This is a genomic window from Agromyces aurantiacus (assembly GCF_016907355.1).
GTDB classification, from domain to species: Bacteria; Actinomycetota; Actinomycetes; order Actinomycetales; family Microbacteriaceae; genus Agromyces; species Agromyces aurantiacus.
Genome location: NZ_JAFBBW010000001.1, coordinates 562344 through 579967 on the forward strand (window position 1 = coordinate 562344; position 17624 = coordinate 579967).

21 protein-coding genes are annotated in these 17624 nt (G+C 72.8%); 11 read left to right on the forward strand and 10 right to left on the reverse strand.

Annotation, left to right across the window (positions count from 1 at the left end; all coding sequences use genetic code 11):
- Positions 1–4 precede the first annotated feature (4 nt).
- Positions 5–778, reverse strand: a complete 774-nt coding sequence (locus JOD46_RS02665) for an isocitrate lyase/PEP mutase family protein (protein ID WP_204391464.1) — start codon at positions 776–778, stop codon at positions 5–7.
- Positions 779–880: 102 nt separating this feature from the next.
- A complete protein-coding gene (locus JOD46_RS02670; protein WP_204391466.1) occupies positions 881–2089 on the reverse strand; it encodes a cysteine desulfurase-like protein in 1209 nt (402 codons plus the stop codon).
- A 93-nt stretch (positions 2090–2182) separates the two neighbouring features.
- Between JOD46_RS02670 and JOD46_RS02675 the strand changes: the two genes are divergently transcribed.
- From JOD46_RS02675 to JOD46_RS02685, 3 genes are read left to right on the forward strand one after another with little or no spacing between them, the layout of a single operon-like run.
- Positions 2183–3262: a serine hydrolase domain-containing protein gene (locus JOD46_RS02675; RefSeq protein WP_204391468.1), complete on the forward strand. Its 1080-nt coding sequence runs from the start codon at positions 2183–2185 to the stop codon at positions 3260–3262.
- Between the two features lie 37 nt (positions 3263–3299).
- A complete protein-coding gene (locus tag JOD46_RS02680; protein WP_239562563.1) occupies positions 3300–4217 on the forward strand; it encodes an LssY C-terminal domain-containing protein in 918 nt (305 codons plus the stop codon).
- Positions 4214–4786 (forward strand): hypothetical protein, encoded by a 573-nt coding sequence (locus JOD46_RS02685; RefSeq protein WP_204391469.1) that lies wholly within the window; start codon positions 4214–4216, stop codon positions 4784–4786. The genes JOD46_RS02680 and JOD46_RS02685 overlap by 4 nt, the downstream gene beginning before the upstream one ends.
- 10 nt (positions 4787–4796) lie before the next feature.
- Here JOD46_RS02685 and trhO read toward each other — a convergent pair whose 3' ends face one another.
- A complete protein-coding gene (gene trhO / locus JOD46_RS02690) occupies positions 4797–5696 on the reverse strand; it encodes an oxygen-dependent tRNA uridine(34) hydroxylase TrhO (RefSeq protein WP_204391470.1) in 900 nt (299 codons plus the stop codon).
- Between the two features lie 189 nt (positions 5697–5885).
- On the opposite strand from trhO, the gene JOD46_RS02695 reads away from it, so the two are divergent.
- Positions 5886–6422, forward strand: a complete 537-nt coding sequence (locus JOD46_RS02695) for a YbhB/YbcL family Raf kinase inhibitor-like protein (protein ID WP_204391471.1) — start codon at positions 5886–5888, stop codon at positions 6420–6422.
- Positions 6423–6440: 18 nt separating this feature from the next.
- Here JOD46_RS02695 and JOD46_RS02700 read toward each other — a convergent pair whose 3' ends face one another.
- Together JOD46_RS02700 and JOD46_RS02705 are read right to left on the reverse strand one after the other, a co-directional pair.
- The gene (locus tag JOD46_RS02700; protein ID WP_204391472.1) at positions 6441–6665 is read right to left on the reverse strand and encodes a PLD nuclease N-terminal domain-containing protein; all 225 of its coding nucleotides are present in this window, start codon (positions 6663–6665) and stop codon (positions 6441–6443) included.
- A 9-nt stretch (positions 6666–6674) separates the two neighbouring features.
- Positions 6675–7313, reverse strand: coding sequence for a LysE family translocator (locus tag JOD46_RS02705; RefSeq protein WP_204391473.1), 639 nt, complete (start codon positions 7311–7313; stop codon positions 6675–6677).
- Between the two features lie 59 nt (positions 7314–7372).
- Here JOD46_RS02705 and JOD46_RS02710 point away from each other — a divergent pair, with 59 nt between their 5' ends.
- Entirely contained in the window at positions 7373–7873 is a 501-nt protein-coding gene (locus JOD46_RS02710) for a MarR family winged helix-turn-helix transcriptional regulator (RefSeq protein WP_204391475.1), read from the forward strand.
- On the forward strand, positions 7870–8559 hold the full coding sequence (locus JOD46_RS18865) for a GNAT family N-acetyltransferase (protein ID WP_204391477.1): 690 nt from the start codon (positions 7870–7872) through the stop codon (positions 8557–8559). Before JOD46_RS02710 ends, JOD46_RS18865 begins: the two co-directional genes overlap by 4 nt.
- Positions 8560–8592: 33 nt before the next feature.
- Here JOD46_RS18865 and JOD46_RS02720 read toward each other — a convergent pair whose 3' ends face one another.
- Positions 8593–8976: a VOC family protein gene (locus tag JOD46_RS02720; RefSeq protein WP_204391479.1), complete on the reverse strand. Its 384-nt coding sequence runs from the start codon at positions 8974–8976 to the stop codon at positions 8593–8595.
- Between the two features lie 58 nt (positions 8977–9034).
- Here JOD46_RS02720 and JOD46_RS02725 point away from each other — a divergent pair, with 58 nt between their 5' ends.
- Positions 9035–10153, forward strand: coding sequence for an enoyl-CoA hydratase/isomerase family protein (locus JOD46_RS02725; RefSeq protein ID WP_204391481.1), 1119 nt, complete (start codon positions 9035–9037; stop codon positions 10151–10153).
- Here JOD46_RS02725 and sufU read toward each other — a convergent pair.
- Positions 10137–10577, reverse strand: a complete 441-nt coding sequence (gene sufU, locus JOD46_RS02730; protein ID WP_204391483.1) for a Fe-S cluster assembly sulfur transfer protein SufU — start codon at positions 10575–10577, stop codon at positions 10137–10139. The two genes, JOD46_RS02725 and sufU, sit on opposite strands and share 17 nt — an antisense overlap.
- Positions 10577–11887 carry an aminotransferase class V-fold PLP-dependent enzyme gene (locus JOD46_RS02735; RefSeq protein ID WP_204391485.1) on the reverse strand — a complete coding sequence of 437 codons (1311 nt, stop codon included), beginning with the start codon at positions 11885–11887 and terminating at the stop codon, positions 10577–10579. Before JOD46_RS02735 ends, sufU begins: the two co-directional genes overlap by 1 nt.
- Positions 11888–11982: 95 nt before the next feature.
- On the opposite strand from JOD46_RS02735, the gene JOD46_RS02740 reads away from it, so the two are divergent.
- Complete coding sequence (locus tag JOD46_RS02740; RefSeq protein WP_204391487.1) at positions 11983–13521, forward strand: MmgE/PrpD family protein; 1539 nt, start codon at positions 11983–11985, stop codon at positions 13519–13521.
- A 56-nt stretch (positions 13522–13577) separates the two neighbouring features.
- Here JOD46_RS02740 and JOD46_RS02745 read toward each other — a convergent pair whose 3' ends face one another.
- Positions 13578–14333 carry a putative endonuclease domain-containing protein gene (locus JOD46_RS02745; RefSeq protein WP_204391489.1) on the reverse strand — a complete coding sequence of 252 codons (756 nt, stop codon included), beginning with the start codon at positions 14331–14333 and terminating at the stop codon, positions 13578–13580.
- A 441-nt stretch (positions 14334–14774) separates the two neighbouring features.
- Here JOD46_RS02745 and JOD46_RS02750 point away from each other — a divergent pair, with 441 nt between their 5' ends.
- The 3 genes from JOD46_RS02750 (at position 14775) to JOD46_RS02760 (ending at position 17099) form a co-directional block, all read left to right on the forward strand.
- Positions 14775–15974, forward strand: coding sequence for a bifunctional 2-methylcitrate synthase/citrate synthase (locus JOD46_RS02750; protein ID WP_204391491.1), 1200 nt, complete (start codon positions 14775–14777; stop codon positions 15972–15974).
- Positions 15975–16088: 114 nt separating this feature from the next.
- Positions 16089–16655, forward strand: coding sequence for an acyl-CoA thioesterase (locus tag JOD46_RS02755; RefSeq protein WP_204391493.1), 567 nt, complete (start codon positions 16089–16091; stop codon positions 16653–16655).
- A gap of 99 nt (positions 16656–16754) precedes the next feature.
- Positions 16755–17099 (forward strand): hypothetical protein, encoded by a 345-nt coding sequence (locus JOD46_RS02760; protein WP_204391495.1) that lies wholly within the window; start codon positions 16755–16757, stop codon positions 17097–17099.
- Positions 17100–17114: 15 nt separating this feature from the next.
- Here the strand turns inward: JOD46_RS02760 and JOD46_RS02765 are convergent, their stop codons facing one another.
- Positions 17115–17558, reverse strand: a complete 444-nt coding sequence (locus JOD46_RS02765) for a MarR family winged helix-turn-helix transcriptional regulator (RefSeq protein ID WP_204391497.1) — start codon at positions 17556–17558, stop codon at positions 17115–17117.
- Positions 17559–17624: the final 66 nt, after the last annotated feature.

Below are 17624 nucleotides of genomic sequence, written 5' to 3' on the forward strand. Positions count from 1 at the left end.
CCCGTCAGTTCAGCGGGCGGATGGCGGCGGGCAGCACGCCGCCGGAGTAGAGCATGCCGGCGAGGTCCTGCAGGGCCTCGAGGGTGACGCGCTGCGGGTACGGCCCGTACGAGAGCCGAGCCACCCCGAGCGCCTGCAAGCGGTCGGGCGGCGGCACGAGTGGCAGCCCGATCAGCGAGAGCCGCTGCCGGCCGAGGCCGTCGACGAGTTCCGCGACGACCTCCTCCCCGAAGTCGCCGGGGACGAAGACCGTCGTCGCGCCCGCGTCGAGGTAGGCGCGGCCGCGCTCGATCGCGTCGGCGACCCACACCTCGCGCGGACGGTCGCGCCCACGCAGCCAGGCGTCGGTGCGCGCGTTGAGGGCGAATGGCACCCCCTCGGCCTCGGCGGCGGCCACGGCGGCCTCGACCGCGGCGACCGAGGCGGCCAGCGGCTTCAGCTCGTCCTCGAGGTTGGCCCCGACGATTCCTTCGCCGATCGCCCGGCGGATCGTCTCGCCCGGGTCGCCGTAGCCGGCCTCGAGGTCGGCGCTCACGGGCACGTCCACGGCGCGCGCGATGCGGCCCGCCATGTCGAGCATGAGCTCGAAGGGGATCCGCTCGCCGTCGGGGTACCCGAAGGTCGCGGCGATGGACTGGCTGGCGGTCGCGAGGGCGCGCGTCTCGGGAAGCGCGGCCACGACCCTGGCGCTCACGACGTCCCACACGTTCACGACCTGGAGGAGCTCGTCGTCGGCGTGGAGGCGGCGCAGTTCGGCAGCCGTGTCGGCTCGGGTCATGGCCACCACACTAGGACCGTCGGAGGCGATCGGACAGCGTATTCTCGGCGTGCTCGCGACGGCGACCCGCGAAATGGGGGAGTTCCTCCGTTCTCGGATGCGTCACGCGAGTGCCGACGCGAGCCCTGCGAGCAGCCGCTCGACGTCGGCCTCGTCGGTGTACGGTGCGAGCCCGACGCGGAGGCCGCCCTCGTCGCCGAGCCCCAGGTGGCGCGACGCCTCGAGGGCGTAGAAGTTGCCGGATGGCGCGAGCACGCGCTCCGCGGCCAGGTGCCGGGTCACGTCCGAGGCCGCCCGCCCGTCGAACGTCATCAGCACGGTCGGCGTGCGCCGGGCGGCGCGCGAGCGCACCGTCGCACCGGGAAGCTCGGCGAGTCCGTCGGCGAGGCGCGCGCCGAGCGCCGACTCGTGGGCGTGGAGGGCCGCGTAGGACGCGGCGAGGCGGTCGCGGCGCGAGGCCGCGGCATCCGCGTCGGGGTCGAGGTCGGCGAGCACCTCGACCGCGGCGGTCACCCCGGCGAGCAGTTCGTAGGGGAGCGTGCCGTACTCGAACCGCTCGGGCACGGCGTTCGTCGACGGCAGGAGCTTGTCGGGCGCGATGGTCTCGAGCAACTCGGGGCGGGCCACGAGCACGCCGCAGTGCGGACCGAGGAACTTGTACGGCGAGCAAGTGAAGAAGTCGGCGCCGAGCGCGCGGACGTCGGGCAGCTCATGGGCCGTGACGTGCACGCCGTCGACGAACAGCACCGCGCCCGCCGCGTGCACAGCCTCGGCGATCGCGGGAACGTCGGGCCGGGTGCCGATGAGGTTGGATGCGGCCGTCACGGCCACGAGCCGCGTGCGATCGGTGACGAGTCCGGTGACCGCCTCGACGGGCAGCTCGCCCGTCTGCGGGTCGAAGTCGGCCCAGCGCACGGTCGCGCCCGCGCGCTCGGCCGCCTGCACCCAGGGGCGCACGTTCGAGTCGTGGTCGAGGCGCGTGACGACGACCTCGTCGCCCGGTCGCCAGTCGCGCGAGAGGTTCCGGGAGAAGTCGTACACGAGCTGCGTCGCGCTGCGGCCGTGCACGATGCCGCGCGGGTCGCCGTTCACGAGGTCGGCCATGGCGTTCCGGAAACCGTGCACGGCCTCCTCGGCGCGCTGCTCGGAGAGCCCGACGGTGCCGCGGTTCGACAGGGGGCCGGTGAGCGTGGCGGAGATCGCCTCGCCCACCTGGCGGGGCGTCTGCGTGCCGCCGGGGGCGTCGAACTGCGCCCATCCCGCCTCGAGCGAGGGGAACCAGGAGCGGATGCGGGCGACGTCGTAGGCCATGGCCAGAGCCTAGGCGACCGCGGCGCGGGCGCACGTTCGCGCCCGTGCGGGCTCACAGCCGCCGCGCTGCATGGCGGGGGTACCATCCGGAGTATGGCCGCCCACCGCGTGGCGCATCGGCGCCTCGCGCTCCTCATCGCCGGGATCGCGGGGGTCGCGGCCATGAGCGGCTGCCTCTACGGCCCGCCGTACGACCAGCTCCTCACGGGCGACGAGCAGCTCCTCGAGATCGCGCGCGAGGACTACACCGACGCGGGCGACCAGGTCGCGATGGCGGTCGTCGACGGCGACGAGGTGCGGACCGCCTTCGTCTCGGCCGACGCGTCCACGCGCTTCGAGCTCGGCAGCGCGACGCGCGGGCTCACGGGACTCCTGCTGGCGGACTCGATCGAGCGCGGCGAGGTCTCGCTCGACGACACGGTCGGCGAGTACCTCGACCTCGGCGATGCGCCCGCGGCGGCCCTGACCCTGCGCCAGCTGGCGACGCATCACTCGGAGCTGCCGCAGGACCCGCTCGGCCCCGGGGCGTGGGAGAACCCGACGCCCGACCCGGAGGCATCGGCGCCACCTGATCGCGGCGGCCTCGACGCGCTGCTCGGCCGCGTGGCACGGATCGACCTGGTGCCCGAGCTCGAGTACAACGTGAGCGACTTCGACGCGGCGCTCATCGGCCAGGCGCTCGCGGCGGCGACCGGCACGCGGTACGCGGACCTGCTCGAGGAGCGAGTCCTCGGACCCATCGGCATGGAGGACGCCGTGGTCGTCGAATCGGCCGACCTGCTGCCCTCGGGCCTCGCGCAGGGCCACGACCGGTGGGGTCGCAAGGTCGCCTCGCGGGGGAGCGGCGCGTACTCGCCCGCGACGGGCCTCGTCGTGACGATCGACGACATGATCGCGCTCGCGCGCGCCGTCGTTGACGGCCCGTTCGCCGACAGCGAGGCGCTCGACCCTGCCGCCGAGACCCGCTGGCCGCGGATCGACATCGGCTACTTCTGGGAGCGCTACGCGCTGGACCGCGGGCACGCCGTCTACATCGTGGGCTCGTCGGCCGGCTTCTCGGCGGCGCTGCTCGCCGAGCCGGACGCCCGCCGGGCCTCGGTGCTGCTCTCCAACGCCGAGGTCGACTGGCCGTGGTCGCGCGTGCTGCCGCTGCTCGCGACGATCGAGGAGTGATCGCGATCGCCCGGCCCGCCCGGGTTAGCATGCCAGCATGCAGGGGGCACGGCCCGCGGGGCGGGCGGCCGAGGATGCGCCGGCGGTCGGCGGTGCGCGGGCGGTCGGGGAGGGCGGCCCGTCATCCGAGCGGCCGCCGCGCCTGTCGTTGATGACGGTGCTCGACGGCTTCTTCTTCGTGTACGCGGGCGTGGCGGCGGTGTGGCTCGCCTGGCTGCTGCTCTCGCAGTCGTTCGAGTTCGGATGGCTGGGCGTGCTCTTCTTCGTCGTGTTCTGGCTCGTGCTGGCCTATCTGGTGCTGCCCCGGCTGCATCGCATCCTCACCACGATCTACGTTCCCGATTACTTCATCGGGCGCACGCGCACGAGCGACGGGCTGCTCGGCGATCCGGTGAACCTCGCGTTCGACGGGTCCGAGGCCGCGCTGCACGCGGCGATGACCGCGGCCGGGTGGACGCGCGCCGACGAGGTCACGCTCGCCTCCGGCTGGCGGATCGTCACGTCGACGCTCTCGCGCCGGAGCTACGACGAGGCGCCGGTGAGCCCGCTGTTCCTCTTCGGCCGGCAGCAGGACTTCGCCTACCAGCAGGAGGTCTCCGGCAACCCGGCCAAACGCCATCACGTGCGGTTCTGGCGAACGCCCGACGGCTGGCTCCTGCCGGGCGGCCGCCGTGTGGACTGGCTCGCCGCCGGCACGTTCGACCGCGCCGTGGGGTTCTCGCTCTTCACGCTCCAGGTCACGCACAAGATCGACGCCGACATCGACGTCGAGCGCGACCACATCCTCGCGACGCTCACCGCGGCCGTGCCGTCGGCGCGCATCGAGGTGCTGCACGACTTCTCCACCGGGTACCACTCGCGCAACGGCGGGGGCGACACCATCCGGACCGACGGCGACCTCCCGGTCGTCGATGTCGCCGCCGTGCCCGTGCGCACGACCGAGGGGCCGTCGTGAGCGGGACGCGGCGACCGACGCCCCCGGCGACGGATCCGGTCGAGAAGCGCACGGCGTTCGAGCCGCCGTCACGGCTCGCGGAGCGCGAGGCGGCGCCCGCCCGCGTGCGGCGCCCGGCCGCGACGACCTTCGGCGCCGCGCTGGTGCTGCTCCGGGTGCTCGTCGGGATCGTGTGGCTCATCGGCGTGGCCGTGCAGTGGGACGAGATCGTCGCGAACGAGCTCGACTTCGTCGTCGCCGGTCAACCGACGCCCGCCGCGCTCGACGCCGGCCGCACCGTCGTGCTCGTCGCCGGATCCACCCTGCTGCTGCTCGACCTGCTGCTCACCGTGCTGATCTGGTACGGCAGCAACGGCGCTCGCGTCACCGTCATGCTCATCGCCGCGGCGAACATCACGATCGCCGCGATCGACTCCGTCACGGGCGACGCCGAGGTGACCATCCGGACGACGTTCATCACCGTGGCGCTCGACATCCTCATCCTGCTGGCCCTGTCGAGCCGCGAGGCCCGGTCGTTCGCCCGCCGCACGCGCGGCTTCGCGCGACCGCGCCGCGACGAGGGCGCCTGACGGGGGCGCCTCAGGCGACGGATGCCGCGTGGCGCGCGCACTGCGCGGGGCCGCACGCCTCGCAGCGCACGAGCTGGCTGCGGCACGCGGCATCCGTGCAGTTCACGGTGCGGTTGGTCGCGCCGCCGCAGCCCTCGCACACGCCGACGACCGCGGCGTGGTCGCTGAAGTCCACCGACCCGCGGCCGTCGAAGACGTAGAGCGAGCCCTCCCACAGGCCGTCGTCGCCGAAGCGCTCGCCGTAGCGGACGATGCCGCCCTCGAGCTGGTACACCTCGCCGAAGCCCCGGCTCGCCATCAGGCTCGAGAGCACCTCGCAGCGGATGCCGCCCGTGCAGTACGTGACGACGGGCCGCCCCTTGAGGTGGTCGTACGCGCCCGAGTCGAGCAGGCCGACGAAGTCGCGCGTGGTCTCGACGGGCGGCACGATCGCGCCGCGGAAGCGCCCGATCGCCGCCTCGAGCGCGTTGCGCCCGTCGAGGAAGACGACCTCGTCGCCGCGGTCCGCGACGAGCTCGTGGAGCGCGTCGGGGTCGAGGCGGGTGCCGCCGCCGACGACGCCGCCGGCGTCGACGCGCAGCTCGCGAGGCGCGCCGAACGAGACGATCTCGTCGCGCACCTTGACGCTGAGCTTCGGGAAGTCGAGGCTCCGGCCGTCGTCGTCGAGCCCGGTGCCCTCGCTCCACTTGAAGTCGATGGCCCTGAATGCCGCGTAATCGCGGGTCTTCCGGACGTAGCGCTTGAGGGAGCGCATCTCGCCGCCGAGGGTGCCGTTCAGCCCGTCCTTCGAGATCAGGATGCGGCCGCGCAGGCCCAGCGACTCGGCGAGGTCGCGCTGCCACAGCCGCACCGCGTCGGGGTCGGCGAGCGGGGTGAACACGTAGAACAGCAGGATCTTGGCGAGCGGCACCCGGCGATCATAGGGCGGGCGTCTGGGCGGATGCCTCGACCGGCTCCCGGGGCTCCGCCGACGCGCCGCCGTCGCTTCGCCGACGCGCCGGCGCGGCTTCGCCGACTCGCGGACCGCGTCCTCGACCAGCCGGAGGCGCGGACGTAGGCTGACCGCGAGAGGCCGACGACCCGATGAGGAGGTTCGACCATGCTCGACGTGGATCCCTACGCTGCGTTGCAGAAGCTGCGGCCGGTCGGCTCGTTCACCGTGACGAGCGAGGACTTCGAGGACGGCGGGCCCCTCGCGCGCCCGCAGTGGAGCGCCGGCGCGGGTGGCGTCGACCGCTCGCCGGAGCTGTCGTGGTCGGGCTTCCCCGAGCGCACGCGCGGCTTCGCCGTGACCTGCCTCGACGTCGACGCGCCGTCCGGTTCGGGATGGTGGCATTGGGCGGTCGCGAACCTGCCCGCCGCCACGACCGCCCTGCCCGCGGGCGCGGGCGCTCCCGGTGCCCCGGGCCTGCCGCACGGAGCGGTGGTGCTGCGCAACGAGGACGGCGACCGCGGCTTCTGCGGCGCGGCGCCGCCCCGCGGCACGGGCGTGCACCGCTACGTCTTCGTGGTGCACGCGCTCGACGCGCCGAGCCTCGACCTGGATCCGGATCTCTCGCCGGCCGGCCTCGGCAATCGCTGCTTCTTCCACGCGCTCGCGCGCGGCATCATCACCGGGACCGCGAACCGCGACTGACCGGGTCGGCTGCCCGGGTCAGCCGTGGCGGCGTCGGCCGAAGAGGAAGTACGCGATCGGCCCGACGTAGTTGACGAGGATGACGGCCGCCCACACGGGCTTCGGGCCGTTCACCTCGTCGGCCGTTCGCCTGGCCAGGTCGGTCCACGCCGTCGCGGCCAGCGCGAGCTGCACGACCGCGCCGACCACGGTGCCGACCTTGCGGCCCGTGCTGAGATCGCTCCACCGCTGCGTCGTCGCCATGCCGTCCTCCTAGTGCTTGTTGCCCGAGAGGGCGAGCACGCCGCCCAGCCCGATCATCATGACGCCGCCCGTGGCGGCGAGGTTCGCCGCGCGCCGCGGCGAGCGCCCGAACCAGTCCCGCGCCCATCCGGCCGCGAGCGCCCACACCGAGTCGCACGCGAGCGCGAGGATGACGAACGCGGTGCCGAGCGTCGCCATCTGGAGCGGGATGCCGCCCGCGTGGAAGTCGACGAACTGGGGGAGCACCGCCACGAAGAACGCGATCGTCTTGGGGTTGGTGACGCCGACGACGAACCCCTCGCCGAGGAGTCGCCAAGGTGAGCGCGGCGCGACCTCGCCCGTGACGGCGGCCGCGGCATCCGCTCGGTGCCGGATCGCCTGCACGCCGAGGTAGACGAGGTAGAGCGCGCCCGCGATCTTGATGCCCGTGAACAGCAGCACCGACTGCGCGACGACCGTGCCCACGCCGAGCGCGACCGCGGCGACCAGCGGGAGCATGCCGAGCGCGTTGCCGAGCACGCTGAGCAGCCCGCCCACGCGGCCGAGTGCGAGCGATCGGCCGATGACGAACAGCACGCTCGGCCCCGGGATGACGATGAGCACCACCGAGGCCAGCAGGAACGCCCAGAGGTTCGATGCGGGGACCACGTCACGATCCTACGCTCGTGCCCTTGTCATTCGATAAGTCGCTATATAACATGTTATGCATGACGGAACAGGACACCGCGACGACCGACGTGGTCGCGACGCTCGGGCACTTGGCGCTCGGCACGCGCCTCAAGCGCCTCGGCGAACGACTGCAGGCCGAGACGACCCGCTTCATCCAGGCGCAGGGCGTCGACCTGCCCTCGAGCTGGTTCCCGCTGCTCGCCGCGCTCGACCGGCGCGAGTCGACCGTGGGCGAACTCGCCGCGGCCCTCGGGGTCAGCCAACCCGGCGTCACGCGCAGCGCGACCAACCTCGCCCGGCTCAGGCTCGTCGAGATCGCCACCGGCGACACCGACCGCCGGCGCCGCACCATCCGGCTCACGCCCGAGGGGGCCGCGCTCGTCGAGCGGGCGCGCGCCGAGCTCTGGCCGCGCATCGACGCGGCCGTCGCCGACGCGTGCGCCGGCCTCGATGGCCCGTTCCTCGACCAGGTCGGCGCGCTCGAGCGCCGCCTCGACGAGGCCCCGATCGACCGCCGCGCCGCCGGGAGCCGGCCGTGACGCGCCATCCGCTCGATCGCCCCGCGTGGGCCGCGCTGGCCGGCGGCCAGCGGAGGTTCGCGGTCGGCGGCGACCTCGCGCTCCGATTCGACCCGCTGGTCGGGCCCTTCGCCGCGGCCGACCGCGACGATGCCGACAGCGCCCAGGCGCTCAGCGCGCTCGCGCGCGAGCACGGCTGGATCGCGCTGCTGCAGGTCGGCCCCGCGCCCGCGCCCCCGGGCACCGTCGAGCGCCTGCGCGGCCCCGGCGTGCAGATGGTGCTCGACCGGCTGGTGCCCGTCGCCGCGCCCGAGGGCGTCGAGATCGTCGAACTGGGCGAGGCCGACGCATCCGCCATGCTCGAGCTCGCCACGCTGACCGAACCGGGCCCGTTCGCGGCGCGGACGTTCGAACTCGGGGGGTTCGTCGGCGTCCGCGACGCCGACGGCACCCTCATCGCCATGGCCGGCGAACGCATGCGGCCGCCCGGGTTCGCCGAGCTCAGCGGGGTCTGCACGCGCCCGGAGCATCGAGGGCGCGGCCTCGCCGCGTCGCTGTCGACCGCGGTCGCGCAGCGCATCCTCGACCGCGGCGAGCAGCCGTTCCTGCACGTGTACGCGCGCAACGCCGGCGCGATCGCCGTCTACCGGCGGCTGGGCTTCGTGCACCGCGCCGACGTGGAGTACGTCGCGCTCGATGCCGCCTGACCCGGCGCGGCGCCGCGGCAGGGCCGGCCCCGCCTACTCCTCCTCGGGCTGCGGGTCGATCCGGGTCGCGAGGCGCACGCGCGTGCCGAACGGGTCGGAGACCATCGCGACGCGCTCGCCCCACGGCGAGTCGTCGGGCGGCTCGATCACGAGGTACCCGGCCGCCTCGAGCGCCGCGGTCGCCTGGTCGACGTCGTCGAGGTAGAACCAGAGCAGCATCCCGGCGCCCTCGCCGGCCGTCGCGTTCTCGGCCAGGCCCAGCCCGAGCTGCGACGCTCCTGCCTGCAGCGTGACGAAGACCGGATCGCCCTCGACGGGGTAGCGGTAGACCACGGCGGTGCCGAGCGCGTCGTGGTAGAACCGCATCGCGGCATCCATGTCGGGCACTTCGACGATGGGGAACCCGGACTCGATCATGCAACCCCTCCCGCCGCCGACGCTACGCCGCGCGAACCGATGACGCTACCGTTGCAGCGTGAGCGACCACATCTCCACGAGCGTGGCCGACGGCGTCGGCCGCATCACGCTCGAGCGCCCCCAGGCGCTGAACGCGCTGAGCTACGAGATGATCCGCGCGCTCACCGCCGTCTTCGACGCGTGGCGGCACGACCCCGAGGTCTCGATGGTCGTGATGGACGGCGCGGGCGAGCGCGGCTTCTGCGCGGGCGGCGACGTGCGCGAACTGTACGGGTACACCACGGCGGGGCACATCGCCGAGGCGCTGCGGTTCTTCCGCGACGAGTACCGGCTGAACTCGGCGATCGCGCACTACCCGAAGCCGGTCGTGGCGATCATGGACGGCATCACGATGGGCGGCGGCATCGGCCTCGCGGGCCACGCATCCATCCGCATCGTGACCGAGCGCTCGCGCGTCGCGATGCCCGAGACGCGCATCGGCTTCACGCCCGACGTCGGCGGCACCTGGCTGCTCGGCCGTGCACCCGGCGAGCTCGGCACGCACCTGGCGCTGAACTCGCGCACCATGGACGCCGCCGACGCCATGCACGCGGGCTTCGCCGACGCGTTCGTGCCGTCCGAGCGGATCCCGCACCTGCTGCAGGCGCTCGAGGAGCGCGCCGACCCCGGCACGCCGTGGGAGATCGTGATGCTCTTCGACGAGACGCCGGGGCCGTCGACGCTCGCCGCCGCGCGACCCTGGGTCGACGCGTGCTACTCGGCGCCGACCGTCGGGGCGATCATCGAGCGGTTGCGCGCCGTCGGCGAGGGCCGGGCGGATGTCGCGGGGCAGTCGGATGCCGCGGCGCACGCCTACGCGGCGGCCGCCGCCGACGAGCTCGAGACCCTCTCGCCGACCGCCCTGACGATCACGCTCGAGGCCGTCCGCCGCGCGCGCACGCTGAAGACCCTCGAGGACGCGCTCGAGCAGGAGTTCCGCGCCGTGTCCTGGTTCATCGGCGAGCACGACCTGCACGAGGGCATCCGCGCGCAGGTCATCGACAAGGACCGCAACCCCACGTGGGACCCGCCGACCCTCGACGACATCCCGCCGACGCTCGCCGCGCGCGTGCTCACCGAGCAGTTGCACGACCCCGTCTGGCCGGAGCGGGCCGGGGACGTCAGCGCGCGGTCCTGACCGCCGCCTCGAGCGCGACCCACGAGAGCATCGCGCACTTGATGCGCATGACGTACTTCGCGACGCCGTGGAACGCGATCGCGTCGCCGAGCACGTCCTCGTCGGGTTCGCCCTCGCCCTTCGAGCGCAGCATGGCGCGGAACGCCTCGGCCGTCTCGAGCGCCTCGTCGATCGAGTGCCCCTGCACGAGGTCGGTGAGCACCGACGCCGAGGCCATCGAGATGCTGCATCCGTCGCCCTGCCAGGCGACCTCGTCGATGCGCTCGTGCGCGGGGTCGAGCCTGACGCGCACCGTGATCTCGTCGCCGCACGTCGGGTTGTACTCGTGGTGCTCGCCGTCGGCGCCCTCGAGCGGGCCGTCGCCGTGGCGCTCCTTCGAGTGGTCGAGGATGATCTGCTGGTAGAGGCCTTCGAGTCCGGCCATCAGGATGCCTCCCTCGCGAGCCCGAAGAACCCGCGCACCTCGCCGAGCGCCGCCACGAACCGGTCGGCCTCGTCGGTGGTCGTGTAGACGTGCGCGCTCGCCCTCGTCGTCGCCGTGATGCCGAGCGCGCGGTGCAGCGGCTGGGCGCAGTGGTGCCCGACCCGCACGACGATGCCGGCCTCGTCGAGGAACTGCCCGACGTCGTGCGCGTGCACGCCGTCGACCGCGACGCTCACGAGCCCCGCGCGGCGCTCGCCCGGCTGCGGGCCCACGATCCGGACGCCCGGGATCGCGGCGACGCCGTCGATGACGCGCTCGGCGAAGGCCTCCTCGTGCGCGGCGACCGACGCCATGCCGAGCCGCTCGAGGTAGCGCACGGCGGCGCCGAGCCCGATCGCCTGCGACACCGCCTGGGTGCCGGCCTCGAAGCGGTGCGGCGCCGGCAGGAAGTGCGCGTCCTCGAGGGTGACCTTCGTGATGGTCGACCCGCCCGTGCGGGCGGGGGGCAGTGCGTCGAGCAGTTCGGCGCGGCCGTAGAGCACGCCGATGCCGTTCGGTCCCAGCATCTTGTGCGCCGAGAACGCCGCGAAGTCGACGCCGTACGCGCCGAAGTCGACCGGGCGGTGGGGCACCGACTGGCACGCGTCGAGCACCACGATCGCGCTGCTCGCGCGTTCGCGCACGAGCGCCGTGATCTCGGCGACCGGCGCGATCAGCCCGGTCACGTTCGACGCCTCGGCGAACGTCACGACGCGCGTGCGCTCGGAGAGCACGGCGGCGAGGTCGTCGATCGTCCAGCACCCGTGCTCGTCGACGCGCACGGGCACGATCCGTGCCCCCGTGCGCTGCGCCACGCGCTGCCACGGCAGCAGGTTGGCATGGTGCTCGGCCTCGGTCAGCACGATCTCGTCGCCCGGCTGCAGCGCGAACCGCGCGGCATCCGCCCCGCCGATGCCGGCGCTCGCGTCGGCGATGCCGAGCGCGACCATGTTCAGCGCATCGGTCGCGTTCTGCGCCCACACGACCTCGCGCTCTCCGGCGCCGACGAAGCGCGCGACGTCGGCGCGCGCCTCCTCGAACAGGCTCGTCGACTCGCCCGTCGCGGCGCTCGCGCCGCGGTGCACCGCGGCGAGGTGGTGCACGAGGTAGTCGCGTTCGGCGTCGAGCACGGCAGCGGGACGCTGCGAGGTCGCGGCGGAATCGAGGTAGGCGGTCGGGCGGGCGGCATCGGTCGACGCGAAGGCGGGGAAGTCGAGGCGGATGTCGCGGACCGGGCGGCCGCCGACGGTGTCGGCGTCGGTGTGGTTCATCACCTCCATCGTCTCACGCGGGATACCCGACGAGGCTGGGAGCGCGGTCGCGGCGGCCCCGCGACATCCGGAACCCCATTCGGTAGCGTGGCCACGTGAAGACCCACCACCTGCGCACCCACCGGAGCGATGAGAACCTGTCGCGCGAGGGCCAGCTGGCCTGGCAGCTCGCGGCCGTCGCCACTGACCCCGTCGAGGTCGACGACGACGTCGTCGACATGGTCGTCAACCGGGTGATCGACAACGCCGCGGTCGCCGCCGCGGCGCTCGCCCGCAAGCCCGTCGTCGCGGCCCGCAGCCAGGCCCTCTCGCACCCCGTGTCCATCGGCGGCGACGGCGCCACCGTCTTCGGGGCGGATGCCGCGCGGCGGACCTCGCCCGAGTGGGCGGCGTGGGCGAACGGGGTCGCCGTGCGCGAGCTCGACTTCCACGACACGTTCCTCGCGGCCGACTACTCGCACCCCGGCGACAACATCCCGCCGATCGTCGCGGTGGCGCAGCACCTCGCCGCGGCGCGCGGGCTCACCGGGCGCGAGCTCGTTCGCGGCATCGCGACCGGGTACGAGATCCAGGTGGACCTCGTGAAGGCCATCTCGCTGCATGCCCACAAGATCGACCACGTCGCGCACCTCGGGCCCTCGGCGGCGGCCGGCATCGGCACCCTCCTGGGCCTCGACCAGGAGACGATCTTTCAGGCCATCGGCCAGGCCCTGCACACGACCACCGCCACGCGACAGTCGCGCAAGGGCGAGATCTCGACGTGGAAGGCCTACGCGCCCGCGTTCGCCGGGAAGATGGCGGTCGAGGCCGTCGACCGCGCGATGCGCGGCGAGACCAGCCCCGTGCCCATCTACGAGGGCGAGGACGGCGTGATCGCCTGGCTGCTCGGCGGCCCCGAGGCGACCTACGAGGTCCCGCTGCCCGACGCTGGCGAGGCCAAGCGCGCCATCCTCGACTCGTACACGAAGGAGCACTCGGCCGAGTACCAGGCGCAGGCGCTCATCGACCTCGCGCGCCGCCTCCACGACGACTACCCGCTGATCCTCGACGACCCAGACCGCGTCGAGTCGATCACGATCCACACCTCGCACCACACGCACAACGTCATCGGCTCGGGCGCGAACGACCCGCAGAAATACGACCCGGATGCCTCGCGCGAGACGCTCGACCACTCGATCCCGTACATCTTCACCGTCGCCCTGCAGGACGGCACGTGGCACCACGTCGACTCGTACGCGCCCGAGCGCGCGCACCGGCCCGACACCGTCGCGCTCTGGCGCAAGGTCGCGACCGTCGAGGACCCGGAGTGGACGCGCCGGTACCACTCGCTCGACATGGGCGAGAAGGCGTTCGGCGGTCGCGTCGTCATCCGGCTCGCCGACGGCAGCGAGATCGTCGAGGAGATCGCCGTCGCGGACGCGCACCCGCTCGGCGCGCGCCCCTTCGGCCGCGAGCAGTACGTGCAGAAGTTCCGCACGCTCGCCGAGTGGGTGCTCGAGCCCGCCGAGATCGAGCGGTTCCTGGATGTCGCGCAGCGCCTGCCCGAGCTCAGCCCCGACGAGCTGCACCAGCTGACGTTCACGGCCGCGCCCGGCGCCCTGAACGGCGTGGAGCCCCCCACCGGCCTGTTCTGACCCCGTGACGACAGTCGTTGCGGGTCCTGCAGGCGTCCGACCCGCAACGACTGTCGTCACGGATGATCCATCGGGAACCAACGGGACCGGATCGGACGAGCCGACCATCCCTTGCGCCGCAGCGTGGCCTCGAGCCGACGAATCAGCCGCTCGGGGCGTTCGAGGTCGGCCTGAGTGACTTCCGTCACGTGATAGCCGAGCGATTCGAGCTCCGATTCGCGGGTCCGATCCCGCCGCCACTGCACGAGGTCGGTGCGATGGTGGTCGCCCTGATACTCCAGCACCTCATCGAACCCCTCGATCAGGAGATCCACCCGGGCCACGAACCGGCCGTCGGGCGCGCGGATCGTCACGTTCGCACGAGGGCTCGGCAGCCCCGCGAGCACCACGATGGCGCGAAGTTCCGATTCCTTGGGCGACTCCGAGGCAGGATCCAGCAGCGCGAGGGCCGCCGCCAGGCGAGCGTGCAGCCGGCGGTCCGGATGGCGCCGTGCCGCTGCCTCGAGGGCCTCGAGCCCGATTCTGCGGATCGCGACATCCCCGGCCGCGACCAGTTCGGGAACGGAGATGGTGCGGGCCAGCTCGCACCAGGTGCGCGCGATCGATGTGATGCGGATGCCGCTGAACTCGGTCAGCTCGGACTCGGCGATCCGCAGGCTCCGGGCCGTGACGCCCCGACGACGCACGGCCCGCGCCGGTGCCGGGATCGCGAGCTCGAGCCGATTCCGCAACGCGAGCGGAACGGGGAGCCCGTGCAGAACCGCCGCGGTGACGCCGGTCGCGAACACGCGCGCATCGAGCACCTCCAGCACCGCTCGGCACCGCTCCAGGTGCGTGTGCTCGTGATGCAGCCGTACTCCCCGGTTGGGCTGGAGCAGGTCGTGGGCGCGGAGCCGCGATGCGCTGACACCTGCCTGCCGTGCGCGGTCGACCGTGAACCCGCCGGTGCGCAGCCCGGGCGGGAGTTCAGCGCGTCGTGTCATCGGACGATGCTCGCGCTCGCGTGTCGCCCCGACGCCTCAGGTCGCCCGTCCCACGGACGCTCTCGGCCGACGCGTCCTTGTGGAGGACGGCCCACCCGCGTCATGCATCCCGTCTGGACAGTCGTTGCGGGTGCGGTCGGCACCGGACCCGCAACGAGTGTCGTCACCGGGCACAGACGCCGTCCACAGCCGCGCGCGGACGGCGGCGGCTCGCTCTAGGCTGGGGGTGCGTTCGCGCGGGGGCGGGCGCCGAATCCCACGAGGAGCACGATGAGCGACCAGACGCCGCAGGGCACCACGGTTCCGGATGCGGCCTTCCAACCGCAGATCTTCAAGGGCCTGGCGGGCGTGCCCGTCGACTACACCGCGATCTCGAAGGTGAACCCCGAGACGAACTCGCTGCTCTATCGCGGCTACCCGGTGCAGGAGCTCGCGGCATCCGTGACCTTCGAGGAGGTCGCCTACCTGCTCTGGCACGGCGAGCTCCCGGATGACGCGCAGCTGGCCGAGTTCGAGGAGCTCGAGCGCCGCCATCGCGGCCTCGACCACGAGGTCAAGCGCATCGTCGACGAGCTGCCGCTGACCGCGCACCCCATGGACGTGGTGCGCACTGCCGTGAGCGTGATCGGCGCGAGCGACCCCGCGACGCCCGACGACTCGCGCGAGTCGAACCTCGAGAAGTCGATCCGGCTGTTCGCCAAGCTGCCCTCGATCGTCTCGTACGACCAGCGCCGCCGGCACGAGCTCGAGTTCGTCGAGCCGCGGCTCGACCTCGGCTACTCCGCGAACTTCCTGTGGCAGACGTTCGGCGAGGCGCCCGAACTCGAGGTCGTCAACGCGTTCGACACGTCGATGATCCTGTACGCCGAGCACTCCTTCAACGCGTCGACGTTCACGGCGCGGGTCATCGCGAGCACCCTCTCCGACCTGTACTCGGCCGTCACGGGCGCGATCGGCGCGCTCAAGGGTCCCCTGCACGGCGGCGCCAACGAGGCCGTGATGCACGCCTTCGACGAGATCGGCACCGGGGAGGGTTCGGCCGCCCGCGCCACCGCCTGGCTGGATGCCGCGCTCGCCGAGAAGCGCAAGATCATGGGCTTCGGGCACCGGGTGTACAAGAACGGCGACTCGCGCGTGCCGACGATGCGCGACGCGCTCGAGCGCATGGTCGAGCACTACCATCGCCCCGACCTGCTTGAGCTCTACGTCGCGCTCGAGGAGGGCATGGCGGAGCGCAAGGGGATCAAGCCCAACCTCGACTACCCGGCCGGCCCGGTGTACCACCTCATGGGCTTCGACACCGAGACGTTCACGCCGCTGTTCGTCGCGAGCCGCGTGACCGGGTGGACGGCGCACGTGATGGAGCAGCTGGCGTCGAACGCCCTGATCCGTCCGCTCTCGGTCTACAACGGCCCCGACGAGCGGCACGTGCCGCCGAAGGGCAACGCGTCGGGCGAGCCGGCGGCCTGAGCCGGCACGGGTTCGCGCCTGCGCACAACGGCGCGGCGCACCATCCGGCCCTGCGCTGTGCCCGTCCACCAATGTGGAGACTTCCACGACGATCCGGGCATAGTGTCGTGGACCATGCACATGCTGTTCCGCACCCTGTTCCACGTGCTGTTCCTGTCGCGGCGCCGGCCGTCGCTCGAGCACTACGAGGTCGCGCGCACCCGATTCATCACGCTGCCGACCGACCTCGACGTCAACCGCCACATGAACAACGGCGTGTACTTCTCGATCATGGATGTCGCGCGGTTCGACATGCTCGTGCGCAATGGCGTCTTCGGCATCATGCGGGCGAAGGAGTGGTACCCCGTCGTGGTGAGCGAGACGATCACGTTCCGCAAGTCGCTCGAGCTCTGGCAGCGGTTCACGATCGAGTCGCGGCTCGTCGGATACGACGACAAGGCCGTCTACCTCGAGCAGCGGTTCGTGCGTCCCGGCGCCGACGGGCAGCCCGAGATCTACGCGCAGGGCTTCATCCGCGCGCGGTTCCTCCGCAAGGCCGGCGGTACGGTGCCCGTGCCCGAGCTCATCGAGGCGTTCGGCGCACCGCCCGTCGAGGACCGTGTGCCGGAGTGGATCGAGCGGTGGGGTGCGGATGTCGCGCTGCCCGCGACGCGCGCGGCCGCGCCATCCGTCTGGGCCTGACGGTCGCCGGGTCGATGTCTCGATCGCGGATGCTTGGGCGGAGCGCGCGCTCGCGGAATACTGGACGGTGCGAGGGCACCTGCAGGCGAGGGGGTCGACATGCCGTTCCGCAGTCTCGAAACGATCGGTGCCTGGCTCGAGGAGTTCGCGGGGCTGGGCTACCGGTTCAACGGCGAGTTCAAGGTGATCCAGCAGGACGGGGCCGGGGGAGCGGACACGGGTCTGGTGCTCGTGCGACTGACCGACGCGAGCACCGTGATCACGATCCAACCCGAGGTGCGGGACGCCATCCGCTGGGTGGCCACCATGGAGCCTCGGGAGTCGGCCATGGTGCTGGACGCGCCCGCACTGCTCAACGTGGCGGGCGAGCTCGCCGTGGCGTCGGCGCTGTGCGCGTTCCTCGAGGCGAAGTCGCTCGCCTACGTGGCCGTCGACTCGGCGTGAGCGGCGCCGGCCGGGCTACGCGCGCCGCCCGGCCGCGGCCTCGGTGAAGCCGTCGAGCAGCGTCGCGAACCGACGGATCGCCTCCTGGTCGCCCGCGCCCTCCGCGAGCGTGAACGCGTCGTCGAACCGGGTGAGCGCCGACCAGGGCGCTTCGGTGAGCTCGATAGTGACCGTGATGCGGTTCACGCGTCGGTCGGCCGGATCGACGTCGCGGCGCACGGCTCCGCGCTCGACGAGCCGGTCGATGAGCGTCGTGACGCCGGCGGAGGTGATGCCGAGGAAGTTCGAGAGGGTTCCGGGCCGGGTTCCCGGGTTCGCGGCGATGAAGAGGAGCGCCCGCGCATCGAGCTCGTTGATCCGCAGCACGCGACGCGCCTCGAGCAGGGCGGCGGCGCGTGCGTCGATGTACCGCTGCAGTGCCGCGGCGAGGGACGAGCGATCGGAGCTTCCCGAATCCATGGGCTCCTCGCCTCCTTCGAACCGGGTCGGAGCCACCCTAGCAGGTCTCTCGTTCGGCTGATTTCT

What these genes read in the sequence shown, in the direction of transcription:
- JOD46_RS02675 (WP_204391468.1), top strand. Translation starts at nt 2,183, where the DNA reads ATGGCCGCCCACCGCGTGGCGCATCGGCGCCTCGCGCTCCTCATCGCC.
- JOD46_RS02750 (WP_204391491.1), top strand. Translation starts at nt 14,775, where the DNA reads ATGAGCGACCAGACGCCGCAGGGCACCACGGTTCCGGATGCGGCCTTC.
- JOD46_RS02735 (WP_204391485.1), bottom strand. Translation starts at nt 11,887, where the DNA reads ATGAACCACACCGACGCCGACACCGTCGGCGGCCGCCCGGTCCGCGAC.
- JOD46_RS02710 (WP_204391475.1), top strand. Translation starts at nt 7,373, where the DNA reads ATGACGGAACAGGACACCGCGACGACCGACGTGGTCGCGACGCTCGGG.
- JOD46_RS02700 (WP_204391472.1), bottom strand. Translation starts at nt 6,665, where the DNA reads ATGGCGACGACGCAGCGGTGGAGCGATCTCAGCACGGGCCGCAAGGTC.
- JOD46_RS02665 (WP_204391464.1), bottom strand. Translation starts at nt 778, where the DNA reads ATGACCCGAGCCGACACGGCTGCCGAACTGCGCCGCCTCCACGCCGAC.
- JOD46_RS02680 (WP_239562563.1), top strand. Translation starts at nt 3,300, where the DNA reads ATGCAGGGGGCACGGCCCGCGGGGCGGGCGGCCGAGGATGCGCCGGCG.
- sufU (WP_204391483.1), bottom strand. Translation starts at nt 10,577, where the DNA reads ATGGCCGGACTCGAAGGCCTCTACCAGCAGATCATCCTCGACCACTCG.
- JOD46_RS02765 (WP_204391497.1), bottom strand. Translation starts at nt 17,558, where the DNA reads ATGGATTCGGGAAGCTCCGATCGCTCGTCCCTCGCCGCGGCACTGCAG.
- JOD46_RS02755 (WP_204391493.1), top strand. Translation starts at nt 16,089, where the DNA reads ATGCACATGCTGTTCCGCACCCTGTTCCACGTGCTGTTCCTGTCGCGG.
- JOD46_RS02720 (WP_204391479.1), bottom strand. Translation starts at nt 8,976, where the DNA reads ATGATCGAGTCCGGGTTCCCCATCGTCGAAGTGCCCGACATGGATGCC.
- JOD46_RS02760 (WP_204391495.1), top strand. Translation starts at nt 16,755, where the DNA reads ATGCCGTTCCGCAGTCTCGAAACGATCGGTGCCTGGCTCGAGGAGTTC.
- JOD46_RS02695 (WP_204391471.1), top strand. Translation starts at nt 5,886, where the DNA reads ATGCTCGACGTGGATCCCTACGCTGCGTTGCAGAAGCTGCGGCCGGTC.
- JOD46_RS02670 (WP_204391466.1), bottom strand. Translation starts at nt 2,089, where the DNA reads ATGGCCTACGACGTCGCCCGCATCCGCTCCTGGTTCCCCTCGCTCGAG.